Raw genomic sequence first — 18,143 nt, 5'->3', positions numbered from 1 at the left:
TCGCGCTACTGCCCGAGCGGCTTCAGGATCTTGATCAATTCGCCGTGCACGAACTCGTTGCCGCAGACGACATGGCCGGTCTGCAACGGGTCGTCATTGCCCTGGATGCCGGAGACGGTGCCGCCGGCCTCGCGGACCATCAGCAGGCCGGCCGCGACGTCCCAGGCCTGCAGGTTGCGCTCCCAATAGCCGTCGAGCCTGCCGGCGGCGACGAAGGCGAGGTCGAGCGAGGCGGCGCCGAAGCGGCGGAAGCCCGCGACCTTGGTCTGCAGCGCGGCCATCTCCTGCAGCGCCAGCTGGTGATTGCCGCGGCCGATATGCGGCAGGCCGCAGGCGACCACGCATTCGTTGAGCTGGCGGCGGCCGGCGACGCGCAGCCGCTGGTCGTTGAGGAAGGCGCCCTTGCCGCGCTCGGCGATGTAAAGCTCGTCATTGGCGGGATTGTAGATCACGCCGGCGATCACGGTGTCCTCGCGCTTGAGCCCAATCGAGATCGCGAATTGCGGGATGCCGTGCAGGAAGTTGGTGGTGCCGTCCAAGGGATCGACGATCCAGGTGTGGCTCTTGTCGCTGCCTTCGCGCTTGCCGCCTTCCTCGCCGAGGAACCCGTAGCCGGGCCGGGCCTTCTCGAGGTCGGTGTAGAGCATCTCCTCGGCGCGCTTGTCGGCGAGCGAGACGAAGTTCGCCGGCCCCTTCAGCGACACCTGGAGATGTTCGATCTCGCCGAGGTCGCGCTTGAGGCTGCGGCCGGCGCGGCGCGCGGCCTTGACCATGACATTGATGAGAGCGGAGTAGAGCATGATGGAAGCTGGTGGCTTTCGAGCGTTGGAAATCGATCGGGCAGCGTGGGCAAGACCCTGCCCGTCATCCTGAGGAGCGCGGAACGCGCGTCTCGAAGGATCGGCGGCCCGGTCCGGGGCCGCGCATCCTTCGAGGCTAGCTCCGCTCGCACCTCAGGATGACGGGAAACGGCCTGTGGCGCCCTGGGTTTCGGACTGGGTGCCCTCTGGAAGTGGCGCCGTCAAGGCGTCATTTGACGTTGTTTCCGATCCATTTTCGCGCGGCTGCCTCGCCCTTGGCGCGGTCTTCCGGGCTCATATCGGCGAGGATGTCGTCGAGATCGGGGTCGCCCTTGCCGGCGGTCTTGGCGACCGTGTGCCATTTCAGCGCCTCGACCTTGTCCACCGGGGCGCCGGCACCGGTCGCCAGCACATGGGCGAGGCGGTTCTGCGCGATCGCGCTGTTCTGCCGGGCCGCCTTGCGCAGCAGCGCTACCGCCGCCGGCACGTTCCGCGGCGTGCCCGAGCCGTTGTAGAGCGCGATGGCATATTCGACCTCGGCATCGACATTGTCGGCCAGCGAGGCGGCCTGCAGCAGCCGCGCCGCCTTCTCGAGGTCCTTCGGCACGCCGGTGCCTTCCTTGTAGAAGGTCGCGAGCGCGTATTGCGCTTCGGGGCTGCCGGCGTCGGCGGCCATGCGCAAGAGTTCGGCGGAGCGGCGGAGGTCCTGCGGCAGGGTCTGGCCGTCGAGATAGAGCAGCGCGAGATTATAGGCCGCCTTCGGCTCGCCGAGCTTGGCCGACGACGCCAGCAGCTTGACCGCGGCATCCTTGTCAACCGCGCCGCCGCGGCCCGCGATCTTCATCATGGCGAGCGCGAACATCGCCTCGCGGTCGCCGGCATCGGAGGCGCGCTTGTACCACTCGTCGGCCTTGACGTAGTCGCGCTTGACGCCGAGCCCGTTGGCATAGAGCTCGCCCAGCATCGTCATGGCCTTGGCATCGTTGTTGTTCTGCGCGCGCACGGTCGCGAGGTCGAACGCGGTCTTGTACATGCCGCGCTGATAGGCGCCGTAGACGAGGTCGACATTGGGATCGTCGACGGCCTGGGTCGGGGTCGGAGAGGGCGTCGGAGATGCGGCAGGCTTCGGCGTCGCCGAGGCGGCGGGCTTGGGCGTCGGCTTCTTCGCGACCGGCGAATGCACCTTCGGCTTCGCAGCCTCCTTCTTCGCGGGCGGCGTCTGGGCCGGCGGCGTGATCGAGAGCTGCGCCATCGCGCCGCTCGCCAGCATCGTGCAGCCGAGCGCAACACCTATCGGACGCAGGCATTTCATTCCGGCGTCATCCCTCGGCCTTTCCGTCGGCCTTGGCCTTGCCGAATGCGCCGGCATGCGCCCGCGCCATCGCGTCGCCGATCTCGGCGAGCGCCGCCTTGGCGCCGCGCGGATCGGACCAGACGAAGTCTCCGACCAGCACGAAATCCGCGCCGGCCGCCGCGAACGCCTCGGCTTCCTCGCGCGAGGTTGCAAAGCCGACGCAGGGCGGCTCGAACAGTTCGTCCCACCATTCCAGCCGCTCGGCGATCGCCTCGCGCGAGGGCCGCTGTCCGTTGGCGTCGGGCTCGCCGAACAGCACATAGTCGGCACCGGCTTCGCCTGCGGCCATGGAATCGTGGCGGGTCGCGAGCCCGCCGACGCCGACAATGCGATCGGGCTTCAGCGACGGCACCGCCTCTTCCATCGCGGCGATGCCGGTTAGATGCGCGCCGTCGGCGCCGCCGCGAGCCACGATATCGGGATGGCCGTCGATCAGCAGCGCCGCGCCGGCGTTCTGGATCGCAGGCGCCAGCGCCTTGATGGTGGAGATCATGCTGCGTGGATCGCTCTCACGCAGCCGCACCAGCACGGCCGCGACATCGGCCGCGGCGAGCAGCTCGGTGAGCTCGGCCGCAAGCCGCGCGGGCTCATCGACCGGCGGCGTTGCCAGATAGAGGCGCGGCGCCGGCCGCGGCGGAACGGGCTTGGTCGCCAACTATGCCGCCTGTTTCTCGAGGCCGGCTTCCCAATTGCCGGTGCTCGCGAGTCCGTTCATCCGGGCGCGATGCGAGAAGGCATGCTGGCCCGCGGGCACGTTGTCTGATTTGCCGGACCACGCCTTCTGCGGCGCCGCCTGCAGCGCACGGCCATAAGAGAAGGTCAGCCGCCAGGGCAAATTGCCAATCTTGTTCATGGCGTCGAGATGGGCGGTCGCTTCCTCGTCGCTCTGACCGCCGGAGAGGAAGGCGATGCCGGGCACCGCGGCCGGCACGCAGCTCTTGAGCAGGCGGATGGTCTTCTCGGCGACTTCCTGGACCGACGCCTGCTTCGGGCATTTCTTGCCCGAGATCGCCATGTTCGGCTTCAGGATCATGCCTTCCAGCGCGACGCGCTGCACCCGCAATTCCTGGAAGGTTCGGTTCAGCACGCGTTGCGTCACCTCATAGCAGCGGTCGATGTCGTGATCGCCGTCCATCAGCACCTCGGGCTCGACGATCGGCACGATCTGCGCGGCCTGGCACAACGCGGCGTAGCGCGCCAGCGCATGCGCATTGACGCGGACCGCGGTCTGGGTCGGGATTCGCGGCCCGATGTCGATCACCGCGCGCCATTTCGCAAAGCGCGCACCGCGCTCGTAATATTTCTTCAGGCGCTCGGCGAGCTTGTCGAGGCCGACGGTAACGAGTTCGCCCGGGCAGTTCGGCAGCGCCTGGGTGCCCTCGTCGACCTTGATGCCGGGGATCGCGCCGGCCTGCTCGATCAGCTTGACCAGCGGCGTGCCGTCCTTGGCATTCTGCCAGATCGTCTCGTCGTAGAGGATGACGCCGGAGATGTACTTGCTCATCGCCTCCTGCGAGCGGAACAGCATCTCGCGATAGTCGCGGCGATTGTCCTCGGTCGAATCGACCTTGATGGCGTCGAAGCGCTTCTTGATCGTGCCGGAGGATTCGTCGGCGGCGAGGATGCCCTTGCCCGGGGTGACCATGGCAAGCGCGATTTTGTTGAGGTCGGAGAGGTTCATCGGGGCGTCCTCCAGAGCCATTGCCTTTGCAAACCAAAATAGGCGGTTCTCGGGCAAATGCCTAGAAAACGTTCGTCGCGGCCGATGTTTGTCGCAGCCGGCGATCAAGCCTTCGGGACACCGCTTCCGACTGCGCCGGAGCCGGTGTCCCGCCGTAATGTTTCAGGCGATATGTTGTCAGGCAAACCTTGTCAGGCAACCTTGGGGTCGAGCTGGCCCGCGGCGTAGCGCTTGGCCATTTCCGCCGTGGTCAGCACCTTCTTGATCTTGCTGGCCTGGCCCGCGGTGTTGAACTCCTGCAGGCGCTGTTTGCACAGCTTGGTCATCGCCTCCATCGCGGGCTTCAGGTACTTGCGCGGATCGAACTCTTCCGGATTGTCCTTCAGCACCTTGCGGATCTGGCCGGTCATCGCCATCCGGTTGTCGGTGTCGATGTTGATCTTGCGCACGCCGTTCTTGATGCCGCGCTGGATCTCGGCGACCGGCACGCCCCAGGTCGGCTTCATCTTGCCGCCATTGGCGTTGATGATCTCCTGCAGCTCCTGCGGCACCGACGAGGAGCCGTGCATGACGAGATGCGTGTTCGGCAGCTTGCGATGGATTTCCTCGATCACGTTCATGGCGAGGATGTCGCCGTCGGGCTTGCGGGTGAACTTGTAGGCGCCGTGCGAGGTGCCCATCGCGATCGCGAGCGCATCGACCTTGGTTTCCCTGACGAACTTCACGGCCTCGTCCGGATTGGTCAGCAGCTGGTCGTGCGACAGCTTGCCCTCGGCGCCATGGCCGTCTTCCTTGTCGCCCATGCCGGTCTCGAGCGAGCCGAGCACGCCGAGCTCGCCTTCCACCGAGATGCCGCCGAGATGGGCCATGCCGGTCACGGTTTTGGTGACGCCGACATTGTAGTCCCAGTCGCCGGGGGTCTTGCCGTCGGCCTTCAGCGAGCCGTCCATCATGACCGAGGTGAAGCCGGCCTGGATCGCGGTCATGCAGGTCGCGGGCTCGTTGCCATGGTCGAGATGCACGCAGACCGGGATCTGCGGGTAGATCTCGGTGACGGCGTCCATCATGTGCTTGAGCATGACGTCGTTGGCGTAGGACCGCGCGCCGCGCGAGGCCTGGATGATGACGGGCGCGTCGACCTCGGAGGCTGCCGCCATGATCGACAGCGCCTGTTCCATGTTGTTGATGTTGAAGGCAGGTACGCCGTAATCATGCTCGGCCGCGTGGTCGAGCAGTTGCCGCAACGTAATGCGAGCCATTCCATTTCTCCCTGTAGTGCAAGTTCGCGGATGTGACCTAAATCAACCTTTTTTCAAGACTTCGACGCCCGGCAGCGGCTTGCCTTCCATCCATTCAAGAAACGCGCCGCCCGCGGTCGAGACGTAGGAAAAATCACCGCCGACGCCCGCCTGATTCAGCGCAGCGACGGTGTCGCCGCCGCCGGCAACCGAAATCAGCTTCCTGGCCTTGGTGCGTTCGGCGGCATGCTTGGCCGACACCATGGTGCCGCGGTCGAACGGCGTCAGCTCGAAGGCGCCGAGCGGGCCGTTCCAGACCAGTGTCGCCGCGTCGTCGATCGCGGCATGGATGCGCGCGATCGATTGCGGACCGACGTCGAGGATCATGCCGTCGGCCGGGATCGCATCGAGGCCATAGGCATGCGACGGCGCGTTGGCGGCAAACTGGTTGGCGACGACAGCGTCGACCGGGAGGATGATGGCGCAATTGGCCGCGTTGGCTTTCTCCATGATCCGCAGCGCGGTCGGGGCAAGATCCTTTTCGGCGAGCGACTTGCCGACGGCGACGCCCTGCGCGTGCAGGAAGGTGTTGGCCATGCCGCCTCCGATCACCAGCGCGTCGACCTTGCTCACGAGGTTTTCCAAGAGGTCGATCTTGGTCGAGACCTTGGCGCCGCCGATGATTGCGATCACCGGCTTGGTCGGCGCTTCCAGCGCCTTGCCGAGCGCGTCGAGTTCGGCCTGCATGGTGCGGCCGGCATAGGCCGGAAGCTTGTGGCCGAGGCCTTCGGTCGAGGCGTGGGCGCGATGCGCGGCGGAGAAGGCGTCGTTGACCCAGATGTCGCCGAGCTTGGCGAGTTCGGCGACGAAGCCGGCGTCGTTCTTCTCCTCTTCCTTGTGGAAGCGAGTGTTTTCGAGACAGAGGATGTCGCCGTCCTTGAGGGCGGCGACCGCCTTGGCTGCGGCATCGCCGATGCAGTCCTCGGCGAAGGCCACCGGGCGCTTGATCACTTTCGACAGCGCGTCAGCGACCGGCTTCAGCGATTCCTTGGGATCGCGTCCCTTGGGGCGGCCGAAATGGGCGAGCAAGATCACCTTGCCGCCCTTGTCGGAAATTTCGGTGATGGTGGGGGCAACGCGCTCGAGCCGGGTGGCATCGGTGACGCGGCCATTTTCCATGGGGACGTTGAGGTCGACGCGCAGCAGCACGCGCTTGCCCTTCACGTTGACGTCGTCGAGGGTGCGGAACGATTTTGTCATGGGGGGTGTCGAACTCCTGGGGTCATTCCGGGGCGATGCGGAGCATCGAACCTCAGATGCGCAATTGCGCATCGGGGAATCTCGAGATTCCGGGTCTGGTCCTGCGGACCATCCCGGAATGACGGAGCGGCAAACACGCAGATGCCCGGCGGTGAGCCGGGCATCACGAACAGTCGAACTTAAACCAGCTTGCCGATCGCGACGGCGGTATCCGCCATACGGTTCGAGAAGCCCCATTCATTGTCGTACCAGGACATCACGCGCACGAAGTTGCCGTTCTGCACCTTGGTCTGGTCCATGTGGAAGGTCGACGAGTGCGGATCGTGGTTGAAGTCGATCGAGACGTTCGGCGCGTTGGTGTAGCCGAGGATGCCCTTGAGCTGCTGCTCGGACGCACGCTTCATCGCCTCGTTGATCTCCTTGACGTCGGTTGCGCGCTTGGCGACGATCTTGAGGTCGATCACGGAAACGTTCGGGGTCGGAACGCGGACCGAGACGCCGTCGAGCTTACCCTTCAGCTCGGGCAGCACGAGGCCGATCGCCTTCGCGGCACCGGTCGAGGTCGGGATCATCGACATCGCCGCGGCGCGGCCGCGATAGAGATCCTTGTGCAGGGTGTCGAGCGTCGGCTGGTCGCCGGTATAGGCATGGATCGTGGTCATGAAGCCGGTCTCGATGCCGACGGTGTCGTTCAGGACCTTGGCGACCGGCGCGAGGCAGTTGGTGGTGCAGGAGCCGTTCGAGATCACCAGGTGATCCTTGGTCAGCGTGTCGTGGTTGACGCCGTAGACGATGGTGGCGTCAGCACCGTCGGCGGGCGCCGAGACCAGCACGCGCTTGGCGCCGGCGGTGAGGTGTGCGGAGGCCTTGTCCTTCGCGGTGAAGATGCCGGTGCATTCCAGCGCGACGTCGACGCCGAGCGCCTTCCACGGCAGCTTGGAGGGATCGCGCTCGGCCGAAACCTTGATCTTGTTGTCGCCGAGGCTGATCGAGTCGCCGTCGACGGTGACGGTGCCGGGGAAGCGGCCATGCACGGAATCGAAGCGCAGCAGGTGCGCATTGGTCTCGACCGGGCCGAGGTCGTTGATGCCGACCACCTCGATGTCCTTGCGGCCGGACTCGGCGATGGCGCGCAGAATGTTGCGGCCGATACGCCCAAACCCGTTGATCGCGACGCGGATTGCCATGCTCGTCTCCTCTAATGCTGTTGTCAGCCCCGCGGGAGCGCTCCCACGAGGTTTTTACGGCGGAACGCCCGGTTCGGCCGGGCGCGTACGGAAAAGATGGAGCTTAGGTAATCCTTTTTTGCGACAAGCTCAACCTTGGCCGACGGGTGTCAGGCCAGCGTCAGACGCGCTTGGTGGCAGCGTTAACGACGGCTTCAGCAGTAATGCCGAAATGCCGGAAAAGGTCCTTCGCCGGGGCGCTGGCGCCAAATCCGTGCATGCCGATGAATTCGCCGTCATGGCCGATCACGGCATCCCAGCCCCAGCGCACCGCGGCCTCGATCGCGATCTTGACCGGGGCGTTGCCGATAATGGCATTTTGCCGCTCGGCGGGCTGCGCCAGCAGCAATTCCAGCGACGGGACCGAGACCACCCGCGTCGCGATGCCGCGTCCGGCGAGCTGTTTCTGCGCCTCGACCGCGATCTGGACCTCGGAACCCGACGCGAACAATGACACTTTTGCGTCGCCCTGCGCTGCGACCAGCTCATAGGCGCCGTGGCTGCACGGGTTGTCGTTCGGCGCGGTGGTGCGGAGCTGCGGCAGGTTCTGGCGGGTCAGCGCCAGCACCGTCGGTCCGTCGACGCGGTTGAGCGCCAGTTCCCAGCACTCGGCGGTCTCGACCGCGTCGCAGGGACGGAACACGCGCATGTTGGGGATCGCGCGCAGTGCGGAGAGGTGCTCGACCGGCTGGTGCGTCGGGCCGTCCTCGCCGAGGCCGATCGAGTCATGGGTCATGACATAGACGACGCCCGTGCCCATCAGCGCCGACAGCCGCATCGCGGGGCGCGCATAATCGGTGAACACCAGGAAGGTGGCGCCGTTCGGCGCGAAGCCGCCGTGCAGGAAGATGCCGTTGAGGCACGCCGCCATGCCGTGCTCGCGGACGCCGTAATGGATGAAGCGGCCCTTCGGCGTCTTGGCGCCGAACGCCGTCGCCGACTTCGCCTTGTTGTTGTTGGAGCCGGTGAGGTCGGCCGAGCCGGCCACGAACTCCATCGGCATCGCAGCCGCGATCACCTCGATCGCAGCCTCCGACGATTTGCGGGTCGCGACGTTGAGCGGATTTTCCAACAGCCCCTTCTTGAAGGCGCGCAGCCCCTTGGCGAGCGACTGCGGCCGCTCGTGGCGAATGCGGCGTTCGAACTCGGCGCGCTTGCGGCTGCCGAGCTGCGCGAACTGCTCGTCCCACGCCTTGTGCTCGGCGGCGCCGCGGGCGCCTGCCTCGCGCCAGGCCTTCAGCACATCGTCGGGCACCGAGAACGGCTCGAGCGAGATGCCGAGCTTCTCCTTGGCGGCCTTGAGCTCGTCGGCGCCGAGCGCCTCGCCATGCGCCTTGGCGGTGCCGGCCTTGTGCGGCGCGCCGTACCCGATCGTGGTCTTGCAGGCGATCATCGAGGGCTTGTTGGATTTCTGCGCGCGGGTGATTGCAGCGGCAATCGCCTGCGGATCGTGGCCGTCGATCAATTCGGCGGCCCAGCCTGCGGACTTGAAGCGCTTCACCTGATCGACCGAATCGGAGATCGAGGTCGGGCCGTCGATCGAGATGCCGTTGTCGTCGTACAGCACGATCATCCTGTTGAGCCGCCAGACACCGGCGAGCGCGATCGCTTCCTGCGAGATGCCCTCCATCAGGTCGCCGTCGGAGGCGAGCACATAGGTGTGGTGGTTGACGATCTTCTTGCCGAATTCGGCGGCCAGCATCTTCTCGGCGACCGCCATGCCGACCGCGGTCGCAATGCCCTGGCCGAGCGGACCGGTGGTGGTCTCGATGCCCTTGGTGTGGAAGTTCTCGGGGTGTCCCGGCGTCAGCGATCCGAGCTGGCGGAAATGCTTGAGCTGGTCGAGCGTCATGTCCTTGTTGCCGGTGAGGTACAGCAACGAATAGAGCAGCATCGAACCATGGCCGGCCGAGAGCACGAAGCGGTCGCGATCGGGCCACGCCGTGTCGGCCGCATCGAATTTCAGGAATTTTGTGAACAGGACGGTCGCGACGTCGGCGGCGCCCATCGGCAGGCCGGGATGGCCGGAATTCGCCTTTTCGACGGCGTCCATGGCAAGGCCACGGATCGCATTGGCCATACGGGTGTGATCGACCTGCGTCATGATGAAAAGTCCGCCTAAAATGAGGAGCTGATTGCGGGACGGATCGGGGCGGGCAGCCGCGATACGCGCGTGGATGGCCTTACGGGTTGCGGGTGGATTAGCACCTCAATTCCGCAAGTCCAAGGCGATGAAACGCCTCAAAACGGGGAAAAGTTGCCCGAAATCGCCCTATTTCATTCAACGGTGCATAGTTCTGCGCCGCCGTTGCGCTGGGCTCGCTTGCCACGTAAATTTCGTCCCGTAAACGCTTGCCGAACCGCCAGTTTTGCCGTGCGGCAGGCCTGTCTGTAGCAAGCTACCAAGCCAACCGAAGGGTCCACGCCGCGTGCCATGAGTGATCGTCTCGCCAACGGGTCTGGCAATACCGAGGCACCGCTTGCCGATATCGATGCTGCGACAAAGCGGCTGATGTCAGCGCTTGATGCGCTGGAGAGCTCGGTGGAGCGGCGCCGCGAGGCCGACCGCGACGAGAACGAATTGGCGAGCCGGATCCAGGCACTCGGCGCCGATCGCTCGCGGCTTGCCGACGAGCTCGACGGCTCGCTGGTGAAGACGCGCAAGCTCGAGCGCGCCAATCGTGAGATCGCGGAAAAGCTCGACGCGGCAATCGGCAGCATTCGCGCCGTGCTCGATGGCGGAGACAGCAGATGAGCCACATCAACGTCACCATCAATGGCCGGCAATACCGGATGGCCTGCGAGGAGGGCCAGGAGGTGCGGCTGCTGAAGCTCGCGGAAAATCTCCAGCAGCGCGTCGAATCGCTGCGCGGCAAGTTCGGCGAGATCGGCGATGCGCGGCTGACGGTGATGGCGGCGCTCACCGCCTGCGACGAACTGGTCGACGCCAGCGCACGCATCCGCAGCCTCGAGGAAGAGGTCGAGCAGCTGCGCAATGCGCGCGTTGCCGCCGTCGACCGCGCCCGCGCGACCCAGACCGCGGTCTCCAACGCGCTCAACGCCGCCGCCGAGCGGATCGAGCGCACCACGCAGGTGCTCAACCGCACCATCGGCGGCGGCATCGCGATCGGGTGATTATTCTTGGTCGTCCCGGCGAAGGCCGGGACCCATAACCACCATCGCCGATTGTTGCGCGTGGTATTGATCCTCACCGCCTAAATCGAACGGCCGCGGAGTATGGGTCCCGGCCTTCGCCGGGACGACGCCAAGTTCTTACCGCTGGCGGATTGCGGCAACGATGGCTAGATTAGCCCCGCGAAGCTGCGTCGTGCGTCAGGAGCCATATATCCCCGGGGCCTTATCGATCCTTTAGGGAACTGTCCCTGGCCGGGTCCGTGGACCCGGACATATGGTGCCCACCTACTTTCGTAGGGAACTCCGGGATCGAGCGCTCCAACGGCCTCTGCGGCTTCGCACTGATTTTTGCTGTTGCCTTGTCGTCGCGCTGCGGCGGTTGAATTGTCTGGCAGTGTTGTGCCCCGCGATACGGGGCGTCCAGCGCGCCGCGGCGGTCTTACGAAAGCTCTGGCCTTAACGAAAGCTAGCGTCTCTGGAATGATGGATCGTCCGTTGTCGCGGACGACGACAGCGGAAGATGGATCATGCACGCATCTCCATCGAAGGCCGAGCTTCGGGCACTTGCTCTCGCCAAGCGCGATGCGCTGAGCGACGAGCAGCGCGCGACCGCTGCCGAAGCGCTCGCCAAGCGCGGCGCGCCGTTCGAGATCGCGCAGGGCATGATCGTCTCGGGCTATGCGCCGATCCGCAGCGAGCTCGATCCGGCGCCGTTGATGAAGAAGCTTGCCGACAAGGGCGCGCGGCTCGCGCTGCCCTGCATCAATGCGCGCGGCCAGTCGCTGATCTTCCGCAGCTGGTCGCCGCAGGACCGGCTGATGCTCGGGCCGCTCGGCATTCCCGAGCCGTCGCCGGCCGCCGCCGAAGTGCATCCGGACGTGATGCTGGTGCCGCTCGCGGCTTTCGACAAGCTCGGTCACCGCATCGGCTACGGCGCCGGCTATTACGACTATACCTTCGCGCATCTGCGCAAGGCCAAGCATGTGATCGGGGTCGGACTTGCCTTTGCTGCACAGGAAACCAAGGCGATTCCGGCGCTGTCGCACGACGTCCCGCTCGATTATGTGCTAACGGAGCGCAAGACGTTCGATTTCCGGAGTAGCTAGCCTTGCGAATTCTCTTCGTTGGTGACGTCGTCGGCAGGACCGGCCGCACCGCCATCGCCGACCACCTTCCCGGCATGATCAGGGACTGGTCGCTCGATCTCGTGGTCGTCAATGGCGAGAATTCCGCCGGCGGCTTCGGCATCACCGAGGCGATCTATCAGGAGCTGCTCGACGCCGGCGCCGATGCGATCACGCTCGGCAACCACGCCTGGAATCAGAAGGAGGCGCTGGTCTTCATCGAGCGCGCGCCGCGCCTGATCCGCCCGCTGAATTTCCCGCGCCATTCGCCCGGCCGCGGCGCCACGCTGGTCGATACCAAGAGCGGCAAGCGGGCGCTGGTCATCAACGCGATCGGCCGCGTCTTCATGGAGCCGTCCTCGAACGATCCGTTCAGCGCCATCGAGCGCGAGCTCGAGGCCTGTCCGCTGCGCGAGGGCTGTGACGCCATCGTGCTCGATTTCCATGCCGAGGCGACCAGCGAGAAGCAGGGCATCGGCTTCTTCTGCGACGGCCGCGTCAGCCTCGTGGTCGGTACCCATACCCATGTGCCGACATCAGATCATCAGGTGCTGCCGGGCGGCACCGCCTATATGAGCGATGCCGGCATGACCGGCGACTATGACTCGGTGATCGGCATGCAGAAGGAGGAGCCGCTGCAGCGCTTCCTCACCGGTATTCCCTCCGGCCGTTTCGAGCCGGCGGGCGGTGTGGCCACGCTGAGCGGCGTCGCGGTCGAGACCGACGATGCGACCGGGCTCGCGGTGAAGGTCGCGCCGGTGCGCGCCGGCGGGCGGCTCGAGCCCGCGGTGCCGGGATTCTGGGTGAAGTGAGTTTCAGCGCTCGCTAGCTGCAGATTTTTTCGTCATTGCGAGCGAAGCGAAGCAATCCATCTTACCACAAGCGGCGGCATGGATTGCTTCGTCGCTGTCGCTCCTCGCAATGACGGGGATGGGGTCGCGGATTTCACGACTGCCCGGGACGAGGAGTGTTCGCATTATTTCGGAATAATAGAAGAGTACTTCTGAGTTGCCCGACGTGTCAAGTGCAGTGTCGAGCGCCGACAGCCGCCGGCTTACTTTGCATGGGGTTGTTTTCCATATTTTGGCATTGCATCCCCCGTCCCGGCCAAGGGGCTGGCCTAGCTCTGCCGGAAGCCCATTCGGAATGCGCCCCAGTGGCGGCCGTTCACGACGATCGGCGATGACAGGTCCTTCATCAGCACGAAATTGCCGCCGCCCATGTCGCGGCGATAGGTCTGCAGCAGGAACGGTTTTGTGTTGGCAGCGACCTTGCTCACCGCGCGGTCGTTGAACAGGCGGCGGTTGCGGCAATTGGCGTTGTTCCAGACCGGGTCCGGTCCCTGCGGCTGCCGGTAGTTCGGATTGTGGGTCGGCAGATAGCCGCTGCGCGCCCAGGCGACGCAGAACACGATGCGCGGGTCGCTCTTCTGGATCGGATCCTGGATCGCGGGCAATACGCGGTCGGTGAAGGCGACGTAGTCGGTCAGGTACTGCTTCGGATTGGTGCCGGCGATCTCGCGATAATTCTCGTCCATCAATTGCGCGAGCGTGATCTCGCCGCGCGCGACGGCATTCTCGAACAGCTCCGAGATCTGCCTTGCGGTGTCGATCACGACGCGGATCAGCGGCGTGTCACTGGTCTCCACGCCGCTGTCGGCGATGGTCACGATCAGGCTCTCGGAGAGCTCGAGCAGTTTCGCGACGCGGCTGTCGGCGTGCTTGAGGTCGCGCGAGGAGAGATCGACGCCCTTGGCCAGTTCGTTCAGCTCCGCGATCACGCTGTCGCAATGGCCGAGATTGGAGGTTGCGGCGCGCGCCACGCTGCCGATCTCGGCGCCGACGGATGAGAAGCCTTCCTGCACGCGCATGATGATGCCCGAAATCTGCTGCGCGCCTTCGCCGGCGCTTTTGGCGCGCAACGAGGCATCGCTGCTCTCGCCGATCAGGTTGCCGATCTGGCCGTCGAGATCGCGCACGGTGTCGGAAATCTGCTGCGTCGCCTGGCGGGTCGCTTCCGCAAGGTTCTTGACCTCGCTCGCGACCACGGCAAAGCCGCGGCCGGCGTTGCCGGCGCGCGCCGCCTCGATGGTGGCGTTGAGCGCCAGCAGATTGGTCTGCTTGGCGATCGCCTCGATCGAACCGGAAACCTTGGCGACCTGGCTCAGCGCGGAGCCGACCGCGGCGAGCCGCGCCTCGATCCGTCCGACCGCCGCGACGAGCTCAGCGATGTGGCTGACCGCCGTTTCGACCACATGGCGGGACTCCGCAATCTGGCCGACCGCGGCGGATGCGGTCGTTTGCACCGCCTGCGATGCGTTGGCGATGTCGTGATTGGCCGCGACCATCGTCTCGGCCGTCGTCTGCAAATGATGGAAGCGCTCGGACTGGCTGCTGACGCGGTTCGCGACCTCCTGGACGTTGCCGGCGATGTCGGCGAGCTCCACCCCGAGGCCGCCGATGCGGTCGGCGAGCTGGTCCACCAGCCGCTCGGCCAGCGTTCGGTCCGATGACGTATCCAGAACTGCAAGCTGCGCGGCCGACATATCGACGCTTCCTCCGTTACAGCGGCCAGTCGGCCGCCGCAGCATTCCCCATTCCAATCCTAAAGCGTGATTCGCGCTGCCGGTCTTGCCTGAGCGCGCACTGTGTAGCCCGGATGCAGCGCAGCGAAATCCGGGACTCCTGCCCGTGGAAACACGTGTCCCGGATTACGCTTCGCTTCATCCGGGCTACGAAGTGTTCAAAGCTTGTAGGCGGTGCGGAACCCGCCCCAGTGCCGGCCGCGCACGCGGATCGGTACGTCGATCTCGCGCATCATCACCGTGTTGCCGCCTCCCATGTCGCGCGCATAGGTCTGGATCAGATAGGCGCGCTGGTTGCGGCCGGCGGCGAGGCCCGCGGCGTCGTTGAAGATGCGGCGGTTGCGGCTGTTGGCGGTGTTGTATGCCACCTCGCCCGGCCGCTGCGGCTGCGAGTAGAGCTTGTTGTGGACCGGCAGATAGCCGTTCTGGTCGATCATCACGCAGAACGCCATTCGCTTGTCCCTGGCGAGGAACGCCTCCTGGAACGCCGGCAGCGTGCGCTCCGCCCAGTCCAGCATTTTGGTGCGGTACTGCACCGGGTTGGTGCCTGCGATCTCGACATAGTCGGTGTCGAACATGTCGGCGATCGCGATCGCGCCGCTCGCCAGCCCGTTCTCGAACATCTTGCTCAGCGCGCTGCCGGCTTCGATCGCGCGGGTGACGAGCTCGGCGTTCTCCTCGTGGATCGCCCACATCCGGTCTTCGATTTTTTCGCGCAGCTCGGCGGTTGCCGCCTCGAAGCGGGCCTGGCTGCCTGCCTTGGAGCGCTCGCCGATCCGGATCCGGCACGCGCCGATCTCCTGCAAGGTCGCGTTCAGGGTCTCTTGCGCCGGCAGCTTCTCGGCATCGGGGCCGCCGATCAGAATGCCGTCCATCGCGATCTCGTAGACCGGTGCGGTGACGATGCCGCGCGCGGTCGTGATCTCGATCTTGAGGCTGCAGGGCAGGCGCTCGTTCTTGCGCGGATCGCCGCGCTCGTCCTGGCGCAGCAGCACAGCGCAGCGCGCTTTAAGCTTCTGCGCAAAGGCGGTCACCGCCTTGCCGGCCTTGGCGACATTGTCGCCATGCGCGGCGGCTTCGCGCGTTGCCGAATCGATCTCGCCGGCGCTGGTGCCGACCGAGACGATGAAGTGCGAGGCGGAGGCGGCGTTCTGGCCCATCTCGCCGGTGATTTCATTCTGCTCGGCGACCGCGCCGTTGACGTTCTCGAACACCGGGCGGATCTTTTCGATCGCCTGCGAGATACGGTGCACCGCGTCGGCCGATCCGGTGGCGTCCTTCTGCAACGCCTCGATCTTCCGCGTGATCTCCTCGGTCGCGCTCTGGGTCTGCACCGCCAGCGCCTTGACCTCGGTTGCGACCACCGCAAAGCCCTTGCCGGCGGCGCCGGCGCGCGCTGCCTCGATCGTCGAGTTCAGCGCGAGCAGCGTGGTCTGCCGCGCGATCTGCGCGATCAGATTGACGACGTTGCCGATCGCGGCTGAAGACTCGCGCAGGCGATCGACATTGGCGGTGGCCTCGCGCGCCGCGGCCGCGGCGTCGTCGGCGAGCTGGCTCGCGCTGCGCACCTGCGCCCCGATGCCCTCGGCGGAGTGAGTGAAGCGATCAGCGGCTTCCGAGAACGTCGTCGCGGTGCTCTGTGCATCGCTGCTGCGGCCGGTCAGCGCGTCGGTGCGGGCGCGGATGGTGGCGAGCTTGGCTGCCGTCGCCTCGGCGCCGTCGGCGACCGAGCTCGCGGCGCGTTCGAGCTGGCGGATCATCGCGCCGAGCTCGAGTTCCAGCAATTCCAGGATCTCCTTGGACGAATCCTTGGCCGAATCAGTCTCGGTCGAGACACCAGGGGCGGCGGCCGCGGTTGGAACCTGCGGCGCGACGGCCGGCGCAGCCGGCTCCGGCACTTGCTTTCGAAACAAACCGAACGCCATGTGGGCTCTTTGGGGGCTCTGGAAAGTTGCGGCGGGACGGGGCGATCCTCGCACCCGGGCATGAAGTCATGGTTAACAAGTGCCTCATATTCCGGCTTGCGGTAGTATTCGTCCGCCGGAAGGCCCCGCCGATCCTTTGATTTTGACCGTGAGGGGCCTATAAGGCCGCGTTTTCCATCCCTGTTCAGACCCTAAGCTCCGAAGAGACGTCGCATGGCCGGCCATTCCCAATTCAAGAACATCATGCACCGCAAGGGCCGGCAGGATGCCCAGAAGTCGAAGCTTTTCGGCAAGCTGGCCCGCGAAATCACCGTGGCGGCCAAACTCGGCACCCCCGACCCGGCGATGAATCCGCGGCTGCGCGCCGCCGTGGTCGCGGCCCGCGCCGAGAACATGCCCAAGGACAATATCGACCGCGCCATCAAGAAGGCTGCGGGCAATGAGGGCGAGAACTATGACGAGATCCGCTACGAGGGTTATGGCCCCGGCGGCGTCGCCGTGATCGTCGAGGCGCTGACCGACAACCGCAACCGCGCCGCCTCCGATATCCGCTCCTTCTTCACCAAGTCGGGCGGCAATCTCGGCGAAACCGGCTCGGTCGCCTTCATGTTCGACCGCACCGGCATCATCGAATACGACGCCAAGGTCGCCTCCGACGACGCCATGCTGGACGCCGCGATCGAGGCCGGCGCCGACGACGTGGTCTCCAGCGAAGGCGGCCATGAGGTCTACGCCTCGCAGGATACTTTCCGCGAAGTCGCAAAAGCGCTGGAAGCGAAGTTCGGCGAGCCGCGCAAGGCGGCGCTGACCTGGAAGCCGCAGAACACCGTCGCGGTCGACGACGAGACCGGCGAAAAGCTGCTGAAGCTGATGGATCTGCTCAACGAGCACGACGACGTGCAGAACGTGTTCGCCAATTTCGAGGTGTCCGACGCGCTGATCGCGAAGATGGGCGGCTAGTCGCTTGCACTGCTGTCGTCGTCCGGCTGGACCGGGGGACCCAGTATTCCAGAGACCTGCATTCGATCCGAGAAGCCGCGGCGTCCTGGATCCCCGCTCTCGTGCGCAATCGCGCACTAGGCGGGGATGACGAGTGGGTCGAGTACAACGACCGCGGCAGGGGATGAGGCTCCGTTTGTGTTTCGTTCTCCCGGCGCAGGCGGTATCACTAGCCCATGACATCCCAGCCGATTCGCTCTCCCGTCCGCATCATCGGTATCGATCCGGGTCTCCGCCGCACCGGCTGGGGCGTGATCGAGACTGAAGGCAACCGTCTGGTCTACATCGCCTGCGGTTCGGTCGAGCCGCCGGACGATCTGCCGCTGGCGAGCCGGCTGCTCGCGATCCATGAGGGGCTCGCCGCCGTGCTCGGCGACTACAAGCCTGCGGAGGCGGCGGTCGAGCAGACCTTCGTCAACAAGGACGGCGTTGCCACGCTGAAGCTCGGCCAGGCGCGCGGCGTCGCCATGCTGGCGCCCGCAATGTTCGGTATCTCGGTCGCCGAATACGCGCCCAACCAGGTCAAGAAGACCGTGGTCGGCGCCGGACATGCCGAGAAGAACCAGATCCAGGTGATGCTGAAGATCCTGCTGCCGAAAGCCGAGCCGCCGTCCGCCGACGCCGCGGACGCGCTCGCGGTCGCGATCACCCACGCGCATCACCGCCAGAGCACCGCGCTGCGGCTCAGGGTGGCGAGCCTATGACGGGCTATTTCTGCTCAGCACGATGTGAGGTGAGCACGCTCGTCAGGCTCCCTCCCCCCTTGCGGGGGAGGGTTGGGGAGAGGGGTACCGCTTGCTCGACTGCGCGACGCAGT

Annotated in this window: 16 protein-coding genes and 1 other RNA gene; 7 read left to right on the top strand and 10 right to left on the bottom strand. The window is 65.8% G+C overall.

What is annotated here, in order from left to right; translation table 11 throughout:
• Window positions 1–5: 5 nt before the first annotated feature.
• From QJT82_RS23900 to tkt, 8 genes are all read right to left on the bottom strand, one after another.
• Window positions 6–800 carry an inositol monophosphatase family protein gene (locus QJT82_RS23900; RefSeq protein WP_028332804.1) on the bottom strand — a complete coding sequence of 265 codons (795 nt, stop codon included), beginning with the start codon at window positions 798–800 and terminating at the stop codon, window positions 6–8.
• A gap of 229 nt (window positions 801–1,029) precedes the next feature.
• Window positions 1,030–2,112 (bottom strand): SEL1-like repeat protein, encoded by a 1,083-nt coding sequence (locus tag QJT82_RS23895; protein WP_028343983.1) that lies wholly within the window; start codon window positions 2,110–2,112, stop codon window positions 1,030–1,032.
• Between the two features lie 7 nt (window positions 2,113–2,119).
• Window positions 2,120–2,809 (bottom strand): thiamine phosphate synthase, encoded by a 690-nt coding sequence (locus tag QJT82_RS23890; RefSeq protein WP_028343982.1) that lies wholly within the window; start codon window positions 2,807–2,809, stop codon window positions 2,120–2,122.
• Window positions 2,810–3,835 carry a class I fructose-bisphosphate aldolase gene (locus tag QJT82_RS23885; RefSeq protein WP_028343981.1) on the bottom strand — a complete coding sequence of 342 codons (1,026 nt, stop codon included), beginning with the start codon at window positions 3,833–3,835 and terminating at the stop codon, window positions 2,810–2,812.
• Between the two features lie 191 nt (window positions 3,836–4,026).
• The gene (fba, locus tag QJT82_RS23880; RefSeq protein ID WP_028343980.1) at window positions 4,027–5,094 is read right to left on the bottom strand and encodes a class II fructose-bisphosphate aldolase; all 1,068 of its coding nucleotides are present in this window, start codon (window positions 5,092–5,094) and stop codon (window positions 4,027–4,029) included.
• 42 nt (window positions 5,095–5,136) lie between these two features.
• The gene (locus QJT82_RS23875; RefSeq protein WP_028343979.1) at window positions 5,137–6,333 is read right to left on the bottom strand and encodes a phosphoglycerate kinase; all 1,197 of its coding nucleotides are present in this window, start codon (window positions 6,331–6,333) and stop codon (window positions 5,137–5,139) included.
• Between the two features lie 179 nt (window positions 6,334–6,512).
• Window positions 6,513–7,520 carry a type I glyceraldehyde-3-phosphate dehydrogenase gene (gene gap, locus QJT82_RS23870; RefSeq protein WP_028343978.1) on the bottom strand — a complete coding sequence of 336 codons (1,008 nt, stop codon included), beginning with the start codon at window positions 7,518–7,520 and terminating at the stop codon, window positions 6,513–6,515.
• Window positions 7,521–7,680: 160 nt separating this feature from the next.
• Window positions 7,681–9,663, bottom strand: a complete 1,983-nt coding sequence (gene tkt, locus QJT82_RS23865) for a transketolase (protein ID WP_028343977.1) — start codon at window positions 9,661–9,663, stop codon at window positions 7,681–7,683.
• Window positions 9,664–9,993: 330 nt separating this feature from the next.
• Between tkt and QJT82_RS23860 the strand changes: the two genes are divergently transcribed.
• The 5 genes from QJT82_RS23860 (at window position 9,994) to QJT82_RS23840 (ending at window position 12,630) form a co-directional block, all read left to right on the top strand.
• Window positions 9,994–10,314, top strand: a complete 321-nt coding sequence (locus QJT82_RS23860; RefSeq protein ID WP_028343976.1) for a DUF4164 domain-containing protein — start codon at window positions 9,994–9,996, stop codon at window positions 10,312–10,314.
• Entirely contained in the window at window positions 10,311–10,694 is a 384-nt protein-coding gene (zapA, locus tag QJT82_RS23855; RefSeq protein WP_028343975.1) for a cell division protein ZapA, read from the top strand. Before QJT82_RS23860 ends, zapA begins: the two co-directional genes overlap by 4 nt.
• 180 nt (window positions 10,695–10,874) lie before the next feature.
• Window positions 10,875–11,035, top strand: a non-coding RNA gene (gene ssrS, locus QJT82_RS23850) — 6S RNA.
• Between the two features lie 186 nt (window positions 11,036–11,221).
• Window positions 11,222–11,800, top strand: a complete 579-nt coding sequence (locus QJT82_RS23845) for a 5-formyltetrahydrofolate cyclo-ligase (protein WP_028343974.1) — start codon at window positions 11,222–11,224, stop codon at window positions 11,798–11,800.
• Between the two features lie 2 nt (window positions 11,801–11,802).
• Entirely contained in the window at window positions 11,803–12,630 is an 828-nt protein-coding gene (locus tag QJT82_RS23840) for a TIGR00282 family metallophosphoesterase (protein ID WP_028343973.1), read from the top strand.
• Window positions 12,631–12,938: 308 nt separating this feature from the next.
• Here the strand turns inward: QJT82_RS23840 and QJT82_RS23835 are convergent, their stop codons facing one another.
• Window positions 12,939–14,363 carry a methyl-accepting chemotaxis protein gene (locus tag QJT82_RS23835; protein ID WP_028343972.1) on the bottom strand — a complete coding sequence of 475 codons (1,425 nt, stop codon included), beginning with the start codon at window positions 14,361–14,363 and terminating at the stop codon, window positions 12,939–12,941.
• A gap of 197 nt (window positions 14,364–14,560) precedes the next feature.
• A complete protein-coding gene (locus QJT82_RS23830) occupies window positions 14,561–16,327 on the bottom strand; it encodes a methyl-accepting chemotaxis protein (RefSeq protein ID WP_028343971.1) in 1,767 nt (588 codons plus the stop codon).
• A gap of 213 nt (window positions 16,328–16,540) precedes the next feature.
• Between QJT82_RS23830 and QJT82_RS23825 the strand changes: the two genes are divergently transcribed.
• Window positions 16,541–17,287 (top strand): YebC/PmpR family DNA-binding transcriptional regulator, encoded by a 747-nt coding sequence (locus tag QJT82_RS23825; RefSeq protein WP_016842553.1) that lies wholly within the window; start codon window positions 16,541–16,543, stop codon window positions 17,285–17,287.
• Window positions 17,288–17,502: 215 nt separating this feature from the next.
• Window positions 17,503–18,030: a crossover junction endodeoxyribonuclease RuvC gene (gene ruvC / locus QJT82_RS23820; protein WP_028343970.1), complete on the top strand. Its 528-nt coding sequence runs from the start codon at window positions 17,503–17,505 to the stop codon at window positions 18,028–18,030.
• The last annotated feature ends 113 nt before the right edge of the window (window positions 18,031–18,143 follow it).

The sequence above is a fragment of the Bradyrhizobium sp. Mp19 genome (assembly GCF_029952935.1).
Taxonomy (GTDB): domain Bacteria; phylum Pseudomonadota; class Alphaproteobacteria; order Rhizobiales; family Xanthobacteraceae; genus Bradyrhizobium; species Bradyrhizobium elkanii.
Note: the sequence above shows the minus strand (reverse complement) of the source record. Positions and strands in the feature narration are given on the sequence as shown.